This is a genomic window from Treponema sp. J25 (assembly GCF_004343725.1).
GTDB lineage: Bacteria > Spirochaetota > Spirochaetia > Treponematales > Breznakiellaceae > J25.
This window is the reverse complement of the sequence record NZ_PTQW01000016.1, coordinates 56,145-74,869: the sequence shown is the minus strand read 5'-3', so window position 1 is coordinate 74,869 and position 18,725 is coordinate 56,145. Positions and strand designations below refer to the sequence as shown.

15 protein-coding genes are annotated in these 18,725 nt (G+C 46.8%); 5 read left to right on the top strand and 10 right to left on the bottom strand.

The window, feature by feature from the left end; translation table 11 throughout:
* Positions 1-5 precede the first annotated feature (5 nt).
* The 10 genes from C5O22_RS06355 to C5O22_RS06310 all read right to left on the bottom strand — a co-directional run bounded on the left by C5O22_RS06355 (position 6) and on the right by C5O22_RS06310 (position 10,329).
* Positions 6-860 (bottom strand): carbohydrate ABC transporter permease, encoded by an 855-nt coding sequence (locus C5O22_RS06355; RefSeq protein ID WP_132780374.1) that lies wholly within the window; start codon positions 858-860, stop codon positions 6-8.
* Positions 861-862: 2 nt separating this feature from the next.
* A complete protein-coding gene (locus C5O22_RS06350; protein WP_165910436.1) occupies positions 863-1,639 on the bottom strand; it encodes a carbohydrate ABC transporter permease in 777 nt (258 codons plus the stop codon).
* Positions 1,640-1,908: 269 nt separating this feature from the next.
* Complete coding sequence (locus tag C5O22_RS06345) at positions 1,909-3,207, bottom strand: extracellular solute-binding protein (RefSeq protein WP_165910435.1); 1,299 nt, start codon at positions 3,205-3,207, stop codon at positions 1,909-1,911.
* A 102-nt stretch (positions 3,208-3,309) separates the two neighbouring features.
* Positions 3,310-4,464: a response regulator gene (locus C5O22_RS06340; protein ID WP_132780371.1), complete on the bottom strand. Its 1,155-nt coding sequence runs from the start codon at positions 4,462-4,464 to the stop codon at positions 3,310-3,312.
* Positions 4,461-6,182 (bottom strand): sensor histidine kinase, encoded by a 1,722-nt coding sequence (locus C5O22_RS06335; protein WP_132780370.1) that lies wholly within the window; start codon positions 6,180-6,182, stop codon positions 4,461-4,463. The genes C5O22_RS06340 and C5O22_RS06335 overlap by 4 nt, the downstream gene beginning before the upstream one ends.
* Positions 6,183-6,252: 70 nt before the next feature.
* Positions 6,253-6,486, bottom strand: coding sequence for a Sec-independent protein translocase subunit TatA/TatB (locus C5O22_RS06330; protein WP_132780369.1), 234 nt, complete (start codon positions 6,484-6,486; stop codon positions 6,253-6,255).
* Between the two features lie 16 nt (positions 6,487-6,502).
* Entirely contained in the window at positions 6,503-7,270 is a 768-nt protein-coding gene (tatC, locus tag C5O22_RS06325) for a twin-arginine translocase subunit TatC (protein ID WP_132780368.1), read from the bottom strand.
* 138 nt (positions 7,271-7,408) lie between these two features.
* Entirely contained in the window at positions 7,409-7,567 is a 159-nt protein-coding gene (gene tatA / locus C5O22_RS06320) for a twin-arginine translocase TatA/TatE family subunit (protein ID WP_132780367.1), read from the bottom strand.
* A gap of 153 nt (positions 7,568-7,720) precedes the next feature.
* On the bottom strand, positions 7,721-9,400 hold the full coding sequence (locus C5O22_RS06315; protein WP_132780366.1) for a 4Fe-4S binding protein: 1,680 nt from the start codon (positions 9,398-9,400) through the stop codon (positions 7,721-7,723).
* Positions 9,397-10,329: a DUF362 domain-containing protein gene (locus tag C5O22_RS06310; RefSeq protein ID WP_165910434.1), complete on the bottom strand. Its 933-nt coding sequence runs from the start codon at positions 10,327-10,329 to the stop codon at positions 9,397-9,399. Before C5O22_RS06310 ends, C5O22_RS06315 begins: the two co-directional genes overlap by 4 nt.
* A gap of 287 nt (positions 10,330-10,616) precedes the next feature.
* On the opposite strand from C5O22_RS06310, the gene C5O22_RS06305 reads away from it, so the two are divergent.
* The 5 genes from C5O22_RS06305 (at position 10,617) to C5O22_RS06285 (ending at position 18,715) form a co-directional block, all read left to right on the top strand.
* Entirely contained in the window at positions 10,617-11,942 is a 1,326-nt protein-coding gene (locus C5O22_RS06305; RefSeq protein ID WP_132780364.1) for an ABC transporter substrate-binding protein, read from the top strand.
* An 80-nt stretch (positions 11,943-12,022) separates the two neighbouring features.
* Positions 12,023-12,895: a carbohydrate ABC transporter permease gene (locus C5O22_RS06300; protein ID WP_132780363.1), complete on the top strand. Its 873-nt coding sequence runs from the start codon at positions 12,023-12,025 to the stop codon at positions 12,893-12,895.
* On the top strand, positions 12,892-13,743 hold the full coding sequence (locus tag C5O22_RS06295; RefSeq protein ID WP_132780362.1) for a carbohydrate ABC transporter permease: 852 nt from the start codon (positions 12,892-12,894) through the stop codon (positions 13,741-13,743). Before C5O22_RS06300 ends, C5O22_RS06295 begins: the two co-directional genes overlap by 4 nt.
* Positions 13,744-13,757: 14 nt before the next feature.
* Positions 13,758-16,430 carry an alpha-L-rhamnosidase gene (locus tag C5O22_RS06290; protein ID WP_132780361.1) on the top strand — a complete coding sequence of 891 codons (2,673 nt, stop codon included), beginning with the start codon at positions 13,758-13,760 and terminating at the stop codon, positions 16,428-16,430.
* Positions 16,430-18,715 carry a glycoside hydrolase family 3 C-terminal domain-containing protein gene (locus tag C5O22_RS06285; protein WP_132780360.1) on the top strand — a complete coding sequence of 762 codons (2,286 nt, stop codon included), beginning with the start codon at positions 16,430-16,432 and terminating at the stop codon, positions 18,713-18,715. Before C5O22_RS06290 ends, C5O22_RS06285 begins: the two co-directional genes overlap by 1 nt.
* Positions 18,716-18,725 lie beyond the last annotated feature (10 nt).

Genomic DNA, 18,725 nt, shown 5'->3' with positions numbered 1-18,725 from the left:
CTTTGTTAACCCTTTACTGCCCCTGCGGTAACCCCCGCCAGAATCCAGCGATTAAAAATAAAATATAAAACGAGGGGAGGAAGCGCTACCAATGTCATACAGGCAAATTGGACTGCGTAGTCCGCAGAATATTCTCCCTGAAATCGAATAATTGAAAAAGGCAGGGTACGTTTAATTTCTGATGCCAGGTAGGTATTGGCCATGATAAATTCATTCCAATGATTTAAAAAAGTCTGGACGCCAACGGTGGCAAAACCAGTAGCGGTCATGGGAGCGATAATCTGACTTAAGATTCGACCATAACCTGCACCGTCCATGAAGGCGGATTCTTCCATTGATTTCGGAATTCCCGCAAGCAGCCCTGAAAAAACGATGGTATTAAAAGAAAGACTAAAGGCCACATAAGAAATGATGAGACCAAGATGGGTGTCGATTAGCCCAAAAAAACGATACCAGATAAAATTGGGGAGGAGGGTTGTATGGATAGGAATTGTGAGGCCGATGGTCACAAAAAACCAGGCAAGGGGTTTCAGTTTCCATTCCATTCTGGTACATGCATAGGCGAGCCCAAAGGAAAGCAGGGTAGCCCCAGTTACCGAGGGAATGACAATTTTAAGGGTGTTAAATAAATAGACAGGAATTTTCCCATCCTTCCATGCCCGCAGGTAATTTTGCCATTGGGGCGCTGTAGGGAATTTAAAAAGTTCTGGTCCGAACAGATCCCCCGATTTTTGTAACGAGTATGATGCTACCCAAAGTAAGGGGAAGAGCTGGGCAATGACTAACCCTCCTAAAATAATCCATAACAAACTGGTATATAGGGTTTTCCTTGCTCTATATGAATCATTACGGGTATTCATGCTTATTCCTCTTGATTTGACCATGTGGTAAAGATTTTCTGGATGATTATGGTGATCATCACTGCAATAACCACAAAAAGTACCGAAATCGCATTCCCATAACCGTATTCAGAATACTTAAATGCCTTTTGATAGAGATACACCGCGATAAATTGGGTATAATTACCGGGTCCGCCTTCTGTGGAAAGGTAAATCATCTCCATTTGTTTAAAAGAGGAAATAACGTCGATAACGATCACCGATTGAATCACAGGAAAGAGATAGGGAATAATAATGTGGATAAAGGTTTGCCAGCGGCTAGCCCCATCTACTTTGGCAGCCTCTTCAAGTTCTGCAGGAACCGTGACAAGGCCGGAATAGTAAAATAGAAGGGCCCATCCAAACCCTTGCCATATCATGATCCAGATTACGGACCCGAGTGCTGTCCTGGGATCACTGAGCCACGCTACAGTAAAGTCCTGAAATCCAAGGGCATGAATTAGTTTATTTAGTATGCCGTAGGTGGGATTAAAAATATTGACCCAAAGTTTGGTTACTACGACAAGACTTAATGTGGCAGGAACAAAATAAATCGTGCGAAGCAGCCGCGACGTCTTTTCTGGTAGTTTTGTCAGTGCCGCTGCGAGCAAAAAGGCTACAGGATTTTGAATGAATACGGTTACTAAAATTAAAATACTCACATTAAGAAGTGATCGCCAGAATGTTCCGTCTTGCAGAATAAGTTCGCGAAAATTTTCTAGGCCGACAAACTTGATTGTCCCAAAGCCAGACCATTTCATAAAACTGAAATAAAGGCTTACCAAGAGTGGTGCTGCTATAGCGAAGAACATTACCGTGAGCGGCGGTATCACCAGAAGGGCAATTGTAGTTTTATTATGAAATAGGGATTTCACGTACTGGATCTCCTTCCTTATCAACTATTCCTAAACCCAAAGGCCTTAGGAACAGTACGTGTTTATTGGGATTTTATAAGGCACTTTCAGAACTTTGATGGGTTATCTGAAAGTGCCTCCTTACAATTTAGGCTTAAGTAATACTCGTAAGGTTCTTATTCTTTCGCGGCCTTCTCTGCAGCCGCATCGAGCTGAGCACAGAGAGCTTCAGGCTCTATGATACCCGCAAAAAGCTGTCGCATGAGATCCTGATGGGTTTCTTTAAAAGCTGGAGTTGATCGATCAAGTCCCGGTGTGCCGGATGTGGAGGTTGCTTCCGAAGCAATCTGAAGTAATTTTTTAGCAACCACCGTATCGGAAGGTCGAGCGGTTACCTTCTGAGCAGGAAAACAAGCCTGAGCTTCCCATGCGTATACGGGAAATTTCTGCGCGTACAATTTTAGATATTCAAGGGCCAGAGCTTTATTCTTGCTTTTTGCATTCACGATGTAATTACCACCATACCATGCCTGCAGGTCGTCTGCTTTCCCCTTACCCCCTGTGACGACAGGGAATTTAATTACGTCCAGATTATCCCGGAATGTCTGGGGAAAGTTGGGATCGGTTGCAAGGGACATTTCCCAGGATCCCATCAGGTACATGGCGGCCCGTTCTTGACCAAAGAGATTTCGGGCAGCTCCATAGTCGGTTGTAATGAGATCCGCTTGGAATACTCCAGCTTTTACCAGGTTCTGGATATACTTGGCGGTTTTCACGAAGTTTTCGTCCGTAAATTTGGCTTTTCTGGTTATTGCCCGATCCACTGGCTCAAAGGAACCAGAAATTCGTTGTTGGATATTATCAAAGGTGATGCTCAGGGGCCAGCCATCCTTACCATCAGTGGTGATAGGAATAATACCCTTTGCTTTGAATTTAGGAACCGCTGCAATGATATCTTCCCAGCTTGTGGGGAGGGGAACCCCCGCTTCCTTAAAAAGTCGTTTATTGACATATAATACCCACAGATCTGCTGATACAGGGATACCATACAACTTGCCGTTATACATATTGCCTTCGAGAGAACCTGCCATATATCCGTATTGTTTAAAAGTATTCAGATCTAGCGGTTCTACAAACCCTCCATCCACCAGAGGCTTCAATAGGGTTGAGAAGCTCCAGTATTTCATGACATCGGGTAGCTGGTTGGCGGTTGCATAAATCTTTACCTTTTCTTGCCACGCCTGATCCTGGTAGCTTTCGGTTACAATCTGCACATTCGGATGCGCCGCTTTGAAGTCTGCATTAATTTTTTCGATTACCGCTCCCCAACCTGTCGTTCTGTCCGGAATGTTATCCCCCATTTTCAAAACGACGGTTTCTTTGGTTGGTCGTGATTCTGTTGTTCCGCTGGCAAACACAATACTTCCCATTACCAGGCTGATACAGAGGGTAAAAAATCCTATCTTCTTTACCATAAAGTTCCTCCTGTCCTTTAGTTTTTGGGCATACGCCCCATGCATACATGCATGTTTAGTATGAATCCAGTTCTACAGGAGGTCCATGACGGCTGTTCCGATTTATTGACCGAATTTACGAGGATTTGTACCGGTTATTCGTTTAAAAACCCTGCAAAAGGTTTCAACATTCTCAAAACCTGTCTGTTCGGCTATTTCATATATTTTTAGATCCGTTGTAGCCAATAACTGTTTAGCCGCTTCTATACGTATCTTTGCAATATATGATGAAAGGGATTCGCCCGTTTCCCTCCCGTATTCCCAACTCAAATGATTTTTACTTACCCCCACATATTGGGCGATCTCCTGTAAATTAAGGGAGGGGTCCCGGTAATGTTCACGTATGTATCGCCGAGCCCGAACGACGAGCTTACTAAAAGACGACATTCGTTCTTCTATCTTAAGGTAAGCTTCCCGCAATGAATACCAACTCTCAAGAGGGTCGCTCTGGTGGATTTCAAATTCCATATCCAGATACTGGTATGCAGAACGGGTAAAATATTCTATAAACTGATTCTTTTTTCCTGTTGTGGTAGTGAGAACTAAATATCGTTCAAAGGAGAGGCTGAATACCTCTCCTTGAGTAACCTTTGCAAGGGCTTGTCTGGTCAAATCGAGAACAATTCGCTCAAAGGCCCCCACATCATCTTTGTATCGATCTTTTATCAACTGTATGTCGATCGGTCGTATGACAAAGAGGGTAGAAGGCAGGGAAATACCCAACTTTTTTAAAATTGATTCATCATCAAATGCTGGGATTGTACCAGTTACAAGGCTGCGGAACAATTCTTGCCGTTCCTGCTGCCGCCGGTTAGTTTCTGTGATGCCAATAGATCTTCCAGGGGTATTTGAAAAAAGCTGGTTTAAGACCGACTTCAGTCGCCCTTCATCCATTTCGCTCTTCAAAATATAATCAAATGCCCCTGCCTTAAAGGCCCGGCGGGCAAAATCAAAGGTATCAAAGGCGCTTAAAAAAAGAATTGGGATTTTGCTGCCCCGATGGTAAAGAGTTTCTGCTAATGCAAGTCCATCCATGACCGGCATATCTACATCGGCGATAATCGCATCGATGTCATGGTGAGTTTCTAATATTTCTAGGGTCTCCCTGCCGTTTGAAGCTTCGTAAGCGAATTCAATATTGTGGATCTGCCAATCTTCGAGGTTGCGGATAAAAAGACGGATGAGTGGTTCGTCATCAACAAGGAGAAGCCGTTTCATTGGTTTTCCACAGAAAGGAGAGGTATAAGTATTTTCACAAGAGTCCCTTCTCCTGGCCAGCTTTCAATACTTACATCACAAGGAGGTTCGTAACTTAAAACAACCCGACGTCGGATGTTGTATAGACCAATCTTGTTAAGTCCTCGTTTCCCATCTTTTTGTAAGGCAAAGAGTTCTTCTTGTTTTTCGAAGGGAATACCGTTGCCATCGTCCTGGACGGTGATCAAAAGATAAGGGTCATTTCTCGTGATTGAGAGAACAATGTTTCCGGTATTTCTTCCCCGCATACCATGTAATATTGCATTTTCTATTAAAGGCTGGATTAACATAGTTGGGATTCCAATCCCTTGGAAATCCCCTTTCGTTTGTACTTCATAAGTAAAGGTATCACCAAATCGTACCCTCATGATGTACACATAACTTTCAAGGTTCTTCAGTTCCCGTTCTATTGGTACTATTGTCCCTTCTTCGAGCAGCGTTTCCTGTACTACCCGAATCAGCGCGGTGGTCATTTTTTTAATGGGTTCTACCTTTGCAAGACTGGCCATCATATTGATAGATGTCAGGGTATTGCAGATGAAATGCGGATTTAGCTGAAAGCGAAGGGCTTCTATTTCGAGACGGGCCTTTTCTTTTTGTTCTTGCATGATTCTTTTTGTTAGTTCATCTATCCGATTTACCATGCTGTTAAAACTGGACCCCAGTTCTCTGAATTCTTCTGGACCCGTTTCCTGCACTCGGACAGAAAAATTCCCTCCCGCGAATTCTTCCATCTGCAGAATTACCGCCCGGAGGGGTTTGATGATATCTGAGAAAAAGGCACGACTGTAAAAACCAAACAGGAGTGCAATTAAGAAGAGGGCCCCCAGTACCCAACGCATCATGATATCTACCCGATGAGTTACAAAGTGTATGGGGATTACTTCGGCAAAAAGCCAACCCGTGTGTTCTATCGGTGATTCAATAACGATATGGCTTTTAGTATACCCTGCCTTGACGATTTCATAGGGTTGATTATATAGGGCTTTATTGTCTGAAAGGATCACCTTATTTTGCGTATTCACCAGAATCCTTGTGGCGCCGTTCTGTTGACCAGAAAATAAAAAACTATCGAGAAGTGGTACTCGGAATGAAACGAGAATAGCGGAAATACTGGAATTTTTCTTATCTGCTAGTCGTGGGCGCACTACCATGGATAAAACCGGAGGTTTTTCTATCGCCCCTGGTAGAGCTGAAACAGTATCTAGGGGCCAGACTTCACCGTCGGTTCGACGAGGATCCATACAGACTTCCCGGATTGTTTCATAATCAATTGTATCGCTCGGATAATTGCTATATTGAAAGTGTCCTCCGTCTTTAAAAAAGAGAAAAACCGAACCTATCCTGCTTGTGATGCGAAAAAACCAGGAAATACTTTTTTCTATGCCCCGAGCAGCAAGATATTTCTGTTCGGAATTTTGGGGATAGAGAAATTGCCTTACCTGTTCTTGGAGTATTTCGTCATTCATCAACGCTGAGGTAAAGAGTGCAAAATTCATTGCTTCCGTATCAAGATTTTGAGCAGTTCTTGTGACCGCTTCAGATGTTTGTTGCTGGGCAATACGGATCAGTTCGATCCTAAAAATAAAAGAGATAAATAGAAGCACAAGAGCTACTGGAAGGGCCACTAGAAAAATAAAAGCTACGGTGTGCTGATATAGTACTGTTTTCCTGCCCATACACTTGCTCCCTGTTTATGCATCCTAGGAGTGCCCCTTGTTGTTGTCAAGGCGAAGGCCCCCTATTTTACTATCTCTCTTTTGCTTCCTTGTCATCATTTTTATTCTTAGGAAACGATTTCATTTCCCCTTCAATCTCTGAGATAACCTTTTTTTGAAGGCCTGTAAGTTCTTCGTAATATTTTTTTACCTGGCCGTAGAACTTTCCTGCGATTCGAAAGATTTTCGGAATATCTTCGGGACGAATAAAAATAAGGGTTATCACAAAAATAACGAGAACTTCGGGAAGCCCAATGTTAAACATCACAATACCCCTTTGTTTATCTCAGAGTAGACGCCTGGGGTTTTTCCCCCAGTCGAAATATTTTGGCCACCAGAATCGTAAGGAAATAGAGCAGCAAGAGGGGAAGGGCAATCAGACATTGACTTACGGGATCCACCGAAGGGGTGATGATGGCGGCGATGATAAAAATAAGAACGATGATATAGCGGCTTGCCTTAAAGAGGGCGCGCCGTTCCAATATCCCTGTACCTAAAAGAAAGAGCAATAAGAGGGGGGTCTGAAAAACGAGGATGGTCCAAAAAATAAAGGAAACCACATACGAAATGTTTTGTCTAAGATTTAAAAGGATACCCACACTATTTGGAAGAAAGGGGGGAGAGCCTAAAAATCGGATAGACCAGGGAATGATGTATCGATAGGCTAAAAAAGCTCCCCCGCAGGCCAACACAAAAGAAACGAGGAGTGCCAGGGTCGCCACGGTTTTCGTTTTCTTGCTCAAGGCGGGAAATATGAACAGAGCCCCATTAATAAGATGAATAGGCAGAGAACATAAGAGGGCGAGGGTAGCGGAAACCTTAAGTTGTACAAGAAACCCCTCCGTTATGGTGGTAACAAAGAGCTTTGTGGAAAGTTCGCTTTTAAGGGGCACAAAAAGGTCGGTAAAAATGGCAATAGCCTGTTCATAGTATACGAAGAGAACCACAAAAAAACAGGCGTACACAACAAGAGAGGCGATGATCCGTCGCCGTAATTCTTCCAGGTGCTCAAGAAAGCTCATCTCTTTTTGAGGGTTTTGTTTGCTCATAGGCGACCTTTAATTAGTTCAAAATTCTATGTGTTTCCTTCCCACAGAAAATAGTTACCTTACTACTGTGATAGGGGGAAAATAACCATGGGTCCCCATGGTTATAACCTTAGGGGGCGTGTTTGTATTCCCCGGGCCTTAGTTCTTTTCTTTCGGTTCTTCCTTCTCTTCTTTTAGGGCCTTTTCGAATTCCTTCTTGGCTTCCCCCAGGGAACGGGCAAATTTGGGCAGGGCACTGGCCCCAAAAAGAATGAGGACCACAAGGGCGATAACCACCACTTCGTTAAAACCGATCATACCAACCTCCTATAGGTGAGTATACCAGGATAGGGTCAAATTAAAAAGGGAAGAGCCGACCTGGTGGGTCCAGGTAATACGGTGAAGACCTCCCTCTGGTCCGGTAACAGATCCGGGTTGTAGCCCCTGGATTTTTCACGCTGCCCCCTCAATTTAGAAAGGAAAGTCCTCTGTCCCTGGGCTCTGGTTGTTTCCCGCAGGGTCCGCTTCCCCCTCCGGCGATTCTAGATGGGGGTGAGCTTCTTCTGCCAGGGCATGTTCCGTAAGGCCGGAAACCGTGATTGCCTTCGGCTCTGGGGGACACACATGGTGACAGGCCCCGCAGCCAATACAGATAGAACTTGAAAAGACAGGTTCCGGTAAGCCGGTACTGCCTATCATCATGTGTACCGCCCCCGTCGGACAATGTTCAGCGCAGGCCCCGCAGCGGGTTTTATTTTTTATCACGATACACCGTTCCCTGAGGAGCGTAGCGTCCCCGATCTTAATTCGTTTTTTTTCAGGAAGATTTATTTTTTGAAGTGCGCCGGTTGGGCAGACTTCGGAACAGCGCTTACATTCATATTGACAATAGGAAACCCCATAATCAAGCTGGGGAATAAAGATGCCTCCCACCCCTAATTTCCCGAGGGATGGTTGTATTATCTGAACAGGGCACACCTCCATACAGAGTCCGCAGGCGGTGCAGTGTTCTCTAAGGTGACGAACCGATTGGGCACCGGGGGGAATGATGGGAACCATCGCCCCTGCCGGAATTGCCGCAAAGCCTTCTATCGGTTTCCTAAGCAGCAGGGCTGCCCCCGTTACCCCAAGAATCCCCAGGGACCTCTGGATAAATTCAGCCCGGGTAAGCAGAACCGTCGATGTTCTGCTCTCCCCACTAGGAGAAACTATAGGGATAATACTTCCCTTTTGGTTTGATGACTCCACTACCGGCCGCGAAACCGACGTTCTGCCTGGTGAGGGCCCTCCCGTGGTGATGCTGGTGCCCTTGCCAGGCCCTTTCCTTTCATATCGAAGGGCTTCTACGGGACACTGGACTATACAGGCAATACAATAGGTGCAGCGACTTGTATCCAGCCATTTATGAACTCCGTCGACACAGGAGGCCCTGCACACGGTGGTACAGCGGCCGCAGCGGATACAGCTTGTTTCATCCAACGTAATGTGAAAAAGGGCGTGTTTATTCAAGAAACCAAGCAGGGTCCCCACGGGACAAAGGTTACCACAGAACCATCGACTGGAAAAAAAAGAAAGGCCCAGGATGGCGATGAGAATCCCCAGGGGAACAATGAAAGGGAGGAGCGCTACGGGGGATGTCTCTTGAGCGGGATTGGATCCGGGGAAGACGCCAGGGCTATGACGACTTAATCGGCTAAAAAGGGACCAGGGGTCAAGCCAGCCCGCTACGGCCATAAGCCCGGTGGCTCCTAGAAAAACGGTACCAAGGAGTATCAATCCCCGGAGTAGAGGTACGGCGGCTGTGTATTTTTTTTGTTTTTTGGGTTTTATGAGGAAGATTATATCCTGAAGCGTTCCCAGGGGACACAGAAAAGCGCAATACCAGCGGCCGAAAAGGAACGTGCCGCCGATAAGAAAAAGTAGCCACCCAAGGCCAAGCCACCAGATAAGGTTAAGGCTGAATGTAAAAAATCGTATAACAGAAGGAAAAGCCTGAAGAAAAGAAAGGATGGTAAGAAACCGCTGGGCCGCCATAGCCGAAATGGAAAAGCTGATGATTGCCCCCAGAAGCATTCCCCCGGCGAGCATGCGACGAACCCAGAACACAAAGAGGTTCCTGAAAGAGGTGGAACGGGTGTTCAGGGATTTCATATGGTAATGCGACGAATATCAAGCTGATTAATATCTGCCTTTCCTAAGCCTCGCTCTGCGCCGAGTTTGATGTAATCAAAGCTGGCCGGTTCCTGGCCAAGGACCCGGGCCGAGACCGCATCGATTGCCACGATATCCCGGGAAAGGATCAGCATGTTCTGTTCACTGTAGCGGCTATTGGCGTAGCCCCGGGGTCCTCCAGTAAGCATCACCTTTTCGGCATCCACAATGTTGAGGGTGGGTTTTCGATACAGGCATCCATCGGCGATACACTGATCCAGCCCGAGGCGATGATACTCACCCCGGTCCCATACCATCCCCATAAGATTCTTCATGGCACAGGTCATCCCCGCTCCGGAATGATTCTTTAAGACCGGCACATTGATGAACACATCCGCTTGAAGGATAAGTTCGTGGACGCTCGTTTTTTTTAACCGCACTGCCCCCGGTATAGAAACTTCCTGGTAGTAGGAAGGACTGTCTCCCGGCACCACGATGGCCCCTGCTTGTCGGGCGTAACTTTCTATCTGGGAGAGCCGATACGAGGTTGGTCCATGGTCGCAGGAATGGTCAAACACCCATACTTTGGAAGCCCCGGCGGCAAGACAGTGCTCCACAAGCCGCTGGATCAATACAGGGTTGGTATTCGCAGCGACCCGGGGCTCCTGGCTCCAGCCAATGTTGGGTTTTATCACCACCGTTTGTCCCTTGCGAATAACGGTGCTGAGCCCACCAAATTCCTTCAGGGCCCGATCAAGCCGGGAGACCTGGGTACCTCCCCGTACCGCTATGATATCGGGAATTTTTTCCCCCGGGTTTGACGAAGTGTTTTCCTGTGCCAGAAGATGCTCCGGGAATTGGAGCTTTTTGATAAAGAAAACCCCTACCCCTATAGCGGCACAGCGTTGTAAGAATTCCTTTCGATCCATGTTTCCCTCCCGATCCCAGGGAGAACTCCCTGGGGAATTGTGGGGACTACTACTTGTATAGTATAGCGGATTTTTAAGCTCCATTGTATGCTATTTAGGGATTTTTATTGCCTGATTTTGTAAGGATCGTATTTTCCTGTAGCATTGATAAAAAACTAGGATACAGCTGTAGTAATGATGGGCCAAAAGAGTCCTGTTTTGTCCATAGGGTTGTGTTAATTTCTCCATATCGGGAATAGAATAGGAGGGGTACCCTTGATACTAACATTCGTTCAAAGGAGGATCGTATGAAGAGAATTGTTCGGTATGTGGTGGGTGCCCTACTGAGTATGGGGCTTATAGGGCACGTGGTTGCCAGTGGAGCCGGTGAGCAAGGTGCCCCTGGGAAAACTCCTGCTGCTACTTCTGCAAAGGCCCCGGTGAAGTTGAGTTTGCTGATTGATAATCAATCTCCTACGGAAGGTTTACGGGCCGTAGCCGCAGCGGCGGAGAAAAAATTTAATATCAAGATTGTGTTTAACCTCAGGCCTGGTGGATCAGAGGGGGATAATGTGGTAAAGACTCGCCTTGCCGCGGGTGATATGGATGACCTGTGTGTTTATAACTCTGGTTCCCTCTACATGGCCTTGAACCCTGCAAAACACTTTGTGGATTTAACCGATGAACCCTACATGGCGGACATTCTGGATTCTTTCAAACAGACTGTCTCTGTAAATGGTCGAGTGTATGGCGCTCCAAGTGGAGAATTAACTGCCGGCGGGTGGTTTTATAACAAGAAGGTGTATGCGGAACTTGGTCTTAAGGTACCCAGAACCTGGGCGGAACTCATGGCCAATTGCGAAAAAATAAAAGCCGCAGGGAAAATACCAGTGGTTGCTTCTTATAAGGATGACTGGACATCCCAGCTCATTCTACTTGCGGACTATTACAATGTGCAGGCAAAGTATCCCAAATTTGCGGATGATTATACCGCGGGGAAGGCGAAATTTGCAACCACCCCTATTGCACTCCGGGGTTTTGAGAAATTACAGGAGGTGTACACTAAGGGGTATATTAATAAAGATCCCCTTGCTACAACTTATGAGCAGGCTTTAAAGATGTTGCTTGATGGCCAAGGATGTCACTATCCTATGTTAGCTTTTGCTCTTCCTAATATGCAAGCAATAGATCCTGAAAAGGTGAAAGATATAGGTTTCTTCGGTCAACCTGGAGATGATGTGTCCAACAATGGTTTAACTGTCTGGATCCCTGGTAATATTTCTATCTATAAAGGAAGTAAAAATATTGACGCCGCGAAACAATTTATTCGGTTCTGTCTATCTGTAGAAGGATTTGCCATTTATATGGCAGCTCAAAAGCCAACAGGTCCTTTTGCTGTCAAAGGGATAACATTACCTGATGATATTTTGCCAGCAGTAAAAGATGTGCTTGTTTACGTCAACAACAACAAAACAGCCCCTGCCCTGGAATTCCTTTCTCCCATCAAAGGACCAAACCTTCCCCAGATTTGTGTACAAACCGGTATTGGTATAAAGAGCCCCCTGGAGAGTGCGAAGGAGTATGACCGGGATGTGGAAAAACAGGCGAAGCAGTTAGGTCTGCCTGGCTGGTAAAAAATGAGGGCTGTTGCCTTTCAGGGCGGCAGCCCTATTTAATGCAAAGTTGTATGTAACTTTAAACAAAGGATTACCCTATGCGTTCGGTTGTACATATTGAACGGGAATATTCTTATTTTTTTCTTTTGCCGGCGACTCTTGTTTTTGGAGTCCTGTTTCTTGTGCCGGTCCTATTATCTTTTTTCTTTGCCTTTACCCGTTGGACCCTTACAGAATGGAACCTGGTAGGTTGGGATAATTTTATTACCTTTTTCTCTGAACCCTCTTTAAACATTGGTTTTCGGAATACCCTGATCTATGCGGTTTTTACCAGCGGCCTGAAAGTTATTCTGGGATTCTTACTGGGGGCTTTTCTGTGTGGCCCCTTAAGAACCCGGGATTACCTTCGATCTATTATTTTTTTCCCTACCATATTGAGTACCATTGCAGTGGGAATTACCTTTTCTACCTTGATGCATCCCAGTAAGGGCCTTATCAATGGGGTACTTCAATTGATCGGAATCCCTGGCCCAGATTGGCTTGGGAATCCTCACCTGGCCCTTTTTTCGGTTATCCTCGTGGATGTCTGGAAAGGTGTAGGTATGGCCACGGTGATATATATTGCGGGAATTAATGCTATTCCTAAGGATTATTACGAGGCTTTGATGATCGATGGGGGATCCAGTTTTCACAAGGTATGGTATATCACCTTGCCCTTGAGCCGACCCGCAATGAATTCGGTGATTCTCCTCTCTTTTATTGGGGGGCTCCGGTCTTTTGATCTTATCTGGACCATGACAAAGGGCGGTCCTGGTTTTGCTACGGACCTCATTGCATCGATAATTTACAAGCAGTATTCAGGGGGCTTTTATGGCCTTGCCACCGCAGGAAACGTCATCCTGTTTATTCTTATTGCCATTCTGGTGGTGCCTTTAAACCGTTTCCTTATCAAAAGTGAGGTAGCCCTATGAAACACTTTCGGTCAAACTCTAAAAAATCCCTTCTTTCCTTGGGCGAATTGATAGCCCTTCTTCTTGTTACCCTTGTTTTTGGGGTTCCCCTTTTGTTTGTGTTCTTTCAGGCTGGGAAGACGGGCCCCGAAGCGGCGCTCCAACAATTTGTGCCACCTCGCCATCCCCAGTATCTTACCAATCTGCAGGAAGTACTCCGGACTTCAGACTATATGATGGTTCGGGCTTTTATAAACAGTACGGTACTGACGGTTTTTTCGGTCCTTTTTCTCATCGTAATTTCTTCCATGGCGGGTTTTGTGATGGAACGGCGCTCCCATCGACCGGTGGTTTCGGCCTTTCACTTTGTTATTTTGTCAGGTCTTATGGTGCCTCCTTCTGTAATTACCACTATCTGGATATTGAAGGCGCTCCATCTCTATAGAACCTTACCGGGACTTATCCTTGTGGAAATAGCCCTGGGCCTTCCCTTTTCTGTTCTTTTATATCGAGCCTTTCTGGTTACTATTCCCAGAGAACTGGATGAAGCCTCGTTTATCGATGGCTGCAAAGGAAGTACCCTGTTCTGGAAAATTATCTTTCCGCTTCTTCAGCCGGTGAGTACCACGATTCTAATTCTGTCAGGGGTTACTATTTTTAATGACTTTGTTAACCCCCTCTATTTCTTACCCGGTGCGGAAAATGCCACCATTCAGCTTACGTTGTACAATTTTATCAGCCGTTACAATACCCAGTGGCACCTGCTTTTTGCAAATGTATTGCTTATATCTATCCCTCCACTCGTTCTATTTATCTTTTTCAATAAAAGAATTGTAGAAGGTATGGTGGCAGGATCTATCAAAGGATAAAAAGGGGAAACTATATGATCACCGTAATACAGACCACCTGTAATTATGAACCTACCCCGTTGGGGATTGATACGCCCCAACCAGTATTTGGCTGGGCCCTTGCTACCGAAGAGCCGGGGATTATGCAAACCCATTATCGCATTCAGGTCTCCCGGGATGTTCGTTTTAACATGCTCCTCTGGGATTCCCGCTGGGTAAAATCTTCTCGGTCTCAAGGCATTTCCTACGACGGTCCTTCGCTTCGGGGACGACAGCGCTATTATTATCGTATTGCGGTACGAACCAACAGAAAAGAAGAAAGTCCCTGGAGCGAGACCTCATGGTTCGAAACTGCTTTTATCAATGAACCTTGGCCCGCTCTCTTTATCGCTATTGACGAAAACCAGCAAGAAACTTTTTCTCGTCCTCAGTATCTTCGTCGGGTGTTTACTCTCGATAGCGTACCAAAAAATGCGCGGCTTTATGTGACGGCCCTGGGTTTATACGAGGTATACCTCAATGGAAAGCGGGTAGGGGATGCTTATTTTACACCGGGCTGGACAAGTTATGAAAAACGGCTTCAATATCAGACCTACGAGGTAGGCCCTTTGTTGCGGGCAGGAACGAATGTGGTTGCCCTTATCCTTGCCAATGGCTGGTACCGGGGATATCTTACCTGGTTCAATGAATCGGCGTTGTATGGGGAGAACCTGGCAGCTTCTCTTTGTCTTTTTGGTAGTCCTGGTGACAGTACGCCTCTTGTAACAACCGATGCCCAATGGGAATGGACCTGGGGCCCCCTCGAGTACGCAGAGCTCTACCATGGAGAGCGTTACGATGCCCGCCAGGAGATTCCTCAGTGGTTTACTGATGCGGCTTACCAAGGATCGAAAGGTGCGTGCCGGGTGACACAAACTCCTTTATGCAAGTTGGTAGCCCAGGCGGGCCCCCTTGTAAAAAAACAGGAGACCCTGAAACCGATAGCCTTTTTTGTGACTCCCCGGGGAGAACGGGTGCTCGATTTTGGCCAGAATCTTACTGGCTGGGTACGGTTTACAGTTACCGGTGCATCTGGAAGCCGGGTGGTGCTCTGCCATGCGGAAGTGCTAGATAAGGATGGTAATTTCTATACGGAAAACCTCAGGAAAGCAAAAAATACCATCGAGTATGTCTGTAGAGGGGAAGGGGAAGAAACCTTTGAAGCTCGCTTTAGTTTTCAGGGATTTCGGTATGTACAGGTTGTTGAATGGCCGGGAGAGATATCCCCAGAAAGTTTCACTGCCCAGGTCCTCCATTCAGACATGAGAGAAACCCTTGAGTTCTTTTGTTCAAACCCGATGCTAAACCAACTGCATCATAATATTCAATGGGGCTGGAAAGGTAATAGCCTTGATGTCCCTACCGATTGCCCCCAACGGGATGAGCGGCTGGGTTGGACCGGTGATGCCCAGGTCTTCGTTGGAACCGCAAGTTACCTTCGGGATGTTCGTTCCTTTTTCAGAAAGTGGCTTGCCGATCTTGCCCTGGATCAATTACCCAATGGCGGTATGCCCTTTGTCATTCCCGATGTGCTTTCTCGAGCTAAAAGCCAGGATCCTAATTTTAAGGGGGCCCATTCATCTACTGGCTGGGGGGATGCGGCAGTCATTTGTCCCTGGACGCTCTATGAACGCTATGGGGATCGGGAATTACTTAAAAAACAATACCCCTCTATGAAACAATGGGTTGAATATATCCGCTCTGTTGCCCGAGGAGGACTTTTGTGGCGGGATGGTTTCCATTTTGGGGACTGGGTTGCCCTGGATGCAAAGGAGGGGAGTTACTTTGGAGCAACCCCCAATGACCTTGTAGCGACGGCTTTTTATGCTTATTCGGTATACCTGCTTGCTCTTGCTGCACAGGTATTGGGCTATAAAACTGATGCTCGCCGCTACCAGGCGTTACACGAAGCGATTGTTCGGGCATTCCAGAAAGAATTTATCACTCCTAACGGAAGGCTTGTATCCCCCACCCAAACCGCCCACATTCTGGTACTCGTATTTAATCTGGCTCCAGAGAAACACCGAAAAAGAATTCTGGAAGACCTTGTTGCTATTCTTGGCCAGAGTAACAATCATCTAACCACCGGTTTCTTGGGTACCCCCTTTATTTTGAAAGCCCTGAGTGAGCATGGCCGAACCGATCTGGCGTATAAACTGCTTCTTCAGCAGGATTATCCTTCCTGGCTTTACCAGATTACCAAAGGAGCTACCACCATCTGGGAACACTGGGATGGTATTAAGCCCGATGGGTCTTTCTGGAGCCCTGAGATGAATTCCTTTAACCATTATGCATACGGGGCTGTTGGTCAGTGGATGTATGAAACCCTTGGGGGGCTTCGGTTTACCCATGATGAGGAGGGACACCCTCTTTGCCTTATAGCACCTCAGCCTGGGGGTGGTATTACGCAGTCCATGGTGCAGTACCATTCGGTGTATGGTAGCATCACCGTATCATGGCGTTGTAAAGGAAATATCCTGAACCTGGAAGTTACCCTTCCTCCAAATGTTCAGGGATTACTTCGGTGGCCAGGGAAGAAAATCAGAAGTGTAAATCCCTGGCCTCTCCATAAATCAGGGTGGCTGAAACTGCGGGAACCCCAGAAATCTGATTCTGTGTTAGAATTGCAAATGAGTTCAGGAAGGTACACATTGGTAGGAGAGATATAATGAATGTGGAATATTGGTTACACCATCTTACCCTCGAAGAAAAGGCGGCATTGTGTTCCGGAAAGGATTTCTGGACAACCAAGGGAATAGAACGGCTTGGGATTCCGTCCTGGATGATGACCGACGGGCCCCATGGCTTGCGGAAGCAATCGAGTGATCCCGATCATGTGGGACTCCACGAAAGCGTACCGGCTACCTGCTTTCCCAGTGGAGTAACCTTAGCTTCAACGTGGGATAGGGACCTTTTGGAAGAAATCGGCCGGGCCCTGGGGGAAGAAGCCCGGGCAGAAGGTGTTGGTGTTCTCTTGGGGCCAGCGGTGAATATTAAAAGGCATCCTCTGGGGGGGCGAAATTTTGAATATTTTTCAGAGGATCCCTACCTAGCTGGAGAGCTCGCAAAACACCATGTAAGGGGTGTGCAGTCTCAGGGCATAGGCACGAGTATTAAACACTTTGCGGCGAATAATCAGGAAACTCATCGGAACACTATCGATACCATCGTGGATGAGCGCACATTACGGGAAATCTATCTTCCCGCCTTTGAGACGGCTATACGAGAAGCTCAGCCCTGGACAGTGATGGCCGCCTATAACAAACTGAATGGTACTTTCTGCGCAGAGCATCCCTGGCTGCTCCAAAAGGTCCTCCGGGAAGAGTGGGGGTTTCAGGGGGTGGTTCTTACCGATTGGGGAGCCTGTAATGATAAGATTGCCGGGCTTATTGCCGGTCAAGATCTCGAAATGCCCAGTAGTCGGGGGCTTACTGATACTGAGGTAGTAGCCGCGGTTCGTTCCGGTGTTCTAGACGAAACGGTCCTCGATCGGGCCTGCCGGCGTATCCTGGAATTGACGGCAAAGGTTATGGCGACGCAAAAAGCTGCATCTCAATCATCCGCGGGTTTTTACAGCTATGACCGAGATGCCCATCATGAATTGGCTCGCCGTGCGGCCCGGGAAGGGGCGGTGCTTCTTAAAAATGAAGGGAACCTTCTTCCTCTTTCTCTCCATTCTTCGGTGGCCTTTATTGGTGCCTTTGCTCGATACCCCCGATATCAGGGTGGAGGAAGTTCTCATATTACCCCCACTCAGCTTGATACGGCATTGGCGGCAGCACAAAAATTAAAGGGCCCCTCTATCCTCTATGCCGATGGGTACCGTCTTGATCAGGATGATCCTGACCCGGGACTTATTCAAGAGGCCTGCGAAGTAGCTAAACAAGCGGAGATGGTGGTACTCTTTATAGGGCTTACGGATCGCTACGAATCGGAAGGCTACGATCGGAAGGACCTCTCCCTTCCGAAGAGTCATGTGGCCCTCCTCGATGCCCTGTGTAAGGTGCAGAAACGGGTTGTAGTGGTGTTGAGTAATGGAGCCCCTGTCGAAATGCCCTGGATAGACCAGGTTCCTGCGGTACTTGAAACCTACCTTGGGGGGCAAGGATGGGGAACGGCTGTAGTGGATCTGTTGTTTGGGCGGGCCAACCCTTGTGGAAAGTTAGCAGAAACCTTCCCCATCAGTATTCAGGACACACCGGCGTATCTTAATTTCCCTGGAGACCGACGACGGGTGGAATATCGGGAAGGAATTTTTATAGGCTATCGCTATTATATAAGCGTAGGCCGGCAGGTCCTTTTCCCCTTTGGGCATGGGCTATCCTATTCTCATTTTGAGTATAGCAATCTCCGGGTATCTAAGTCTCAATTCTCTGATAACGAAGAAGTATTGGTTCAAGTTGATGTGACTAATCGGGGTCCTTTACCTGGAAAAGAAATAGTGCAACTGTATGTGATACCCCCACAGTCTACTGAAGTAGTACGACCAAAACAGGAACTTAAGGGCTTTGCAAAGCTTTCCCTCGAGGTTGGAGAAACAAAAACTGCCCAGTTTTCATTAAACAAGCGCTCTTTTGCCTACTGGTCGGTGGATCATCATGATTGGGTGGTAGAAACGGGAGCATATACTCTTGCAGTGGGAGCCTCGAGCGTAGATCTACGGCTTAGCGCTGTGGTTCGTTGTATCTCTACCACTCCCTCTGTGCTGCTTCCCCTTGATATGAATAGTACCATCGCCGATCTCGAAGGTTTTCCCGAGGCGAAAGAATTTGTTTCCCGAATTCGGGAAACCTTTTTCAAAATGTTTGGTGCTCCTAATCCCGATGATCCCCAGGCGCTGATTATCACTTCCTTTATTGAAGAAACACCCCTCCGAAGTATCGTACGGATGGTCCCAACCGTGAATCCCATCGAATTACAGTCCCTACTAGAAAAAATCAATAAAACTACCTAAGCTACTCGCA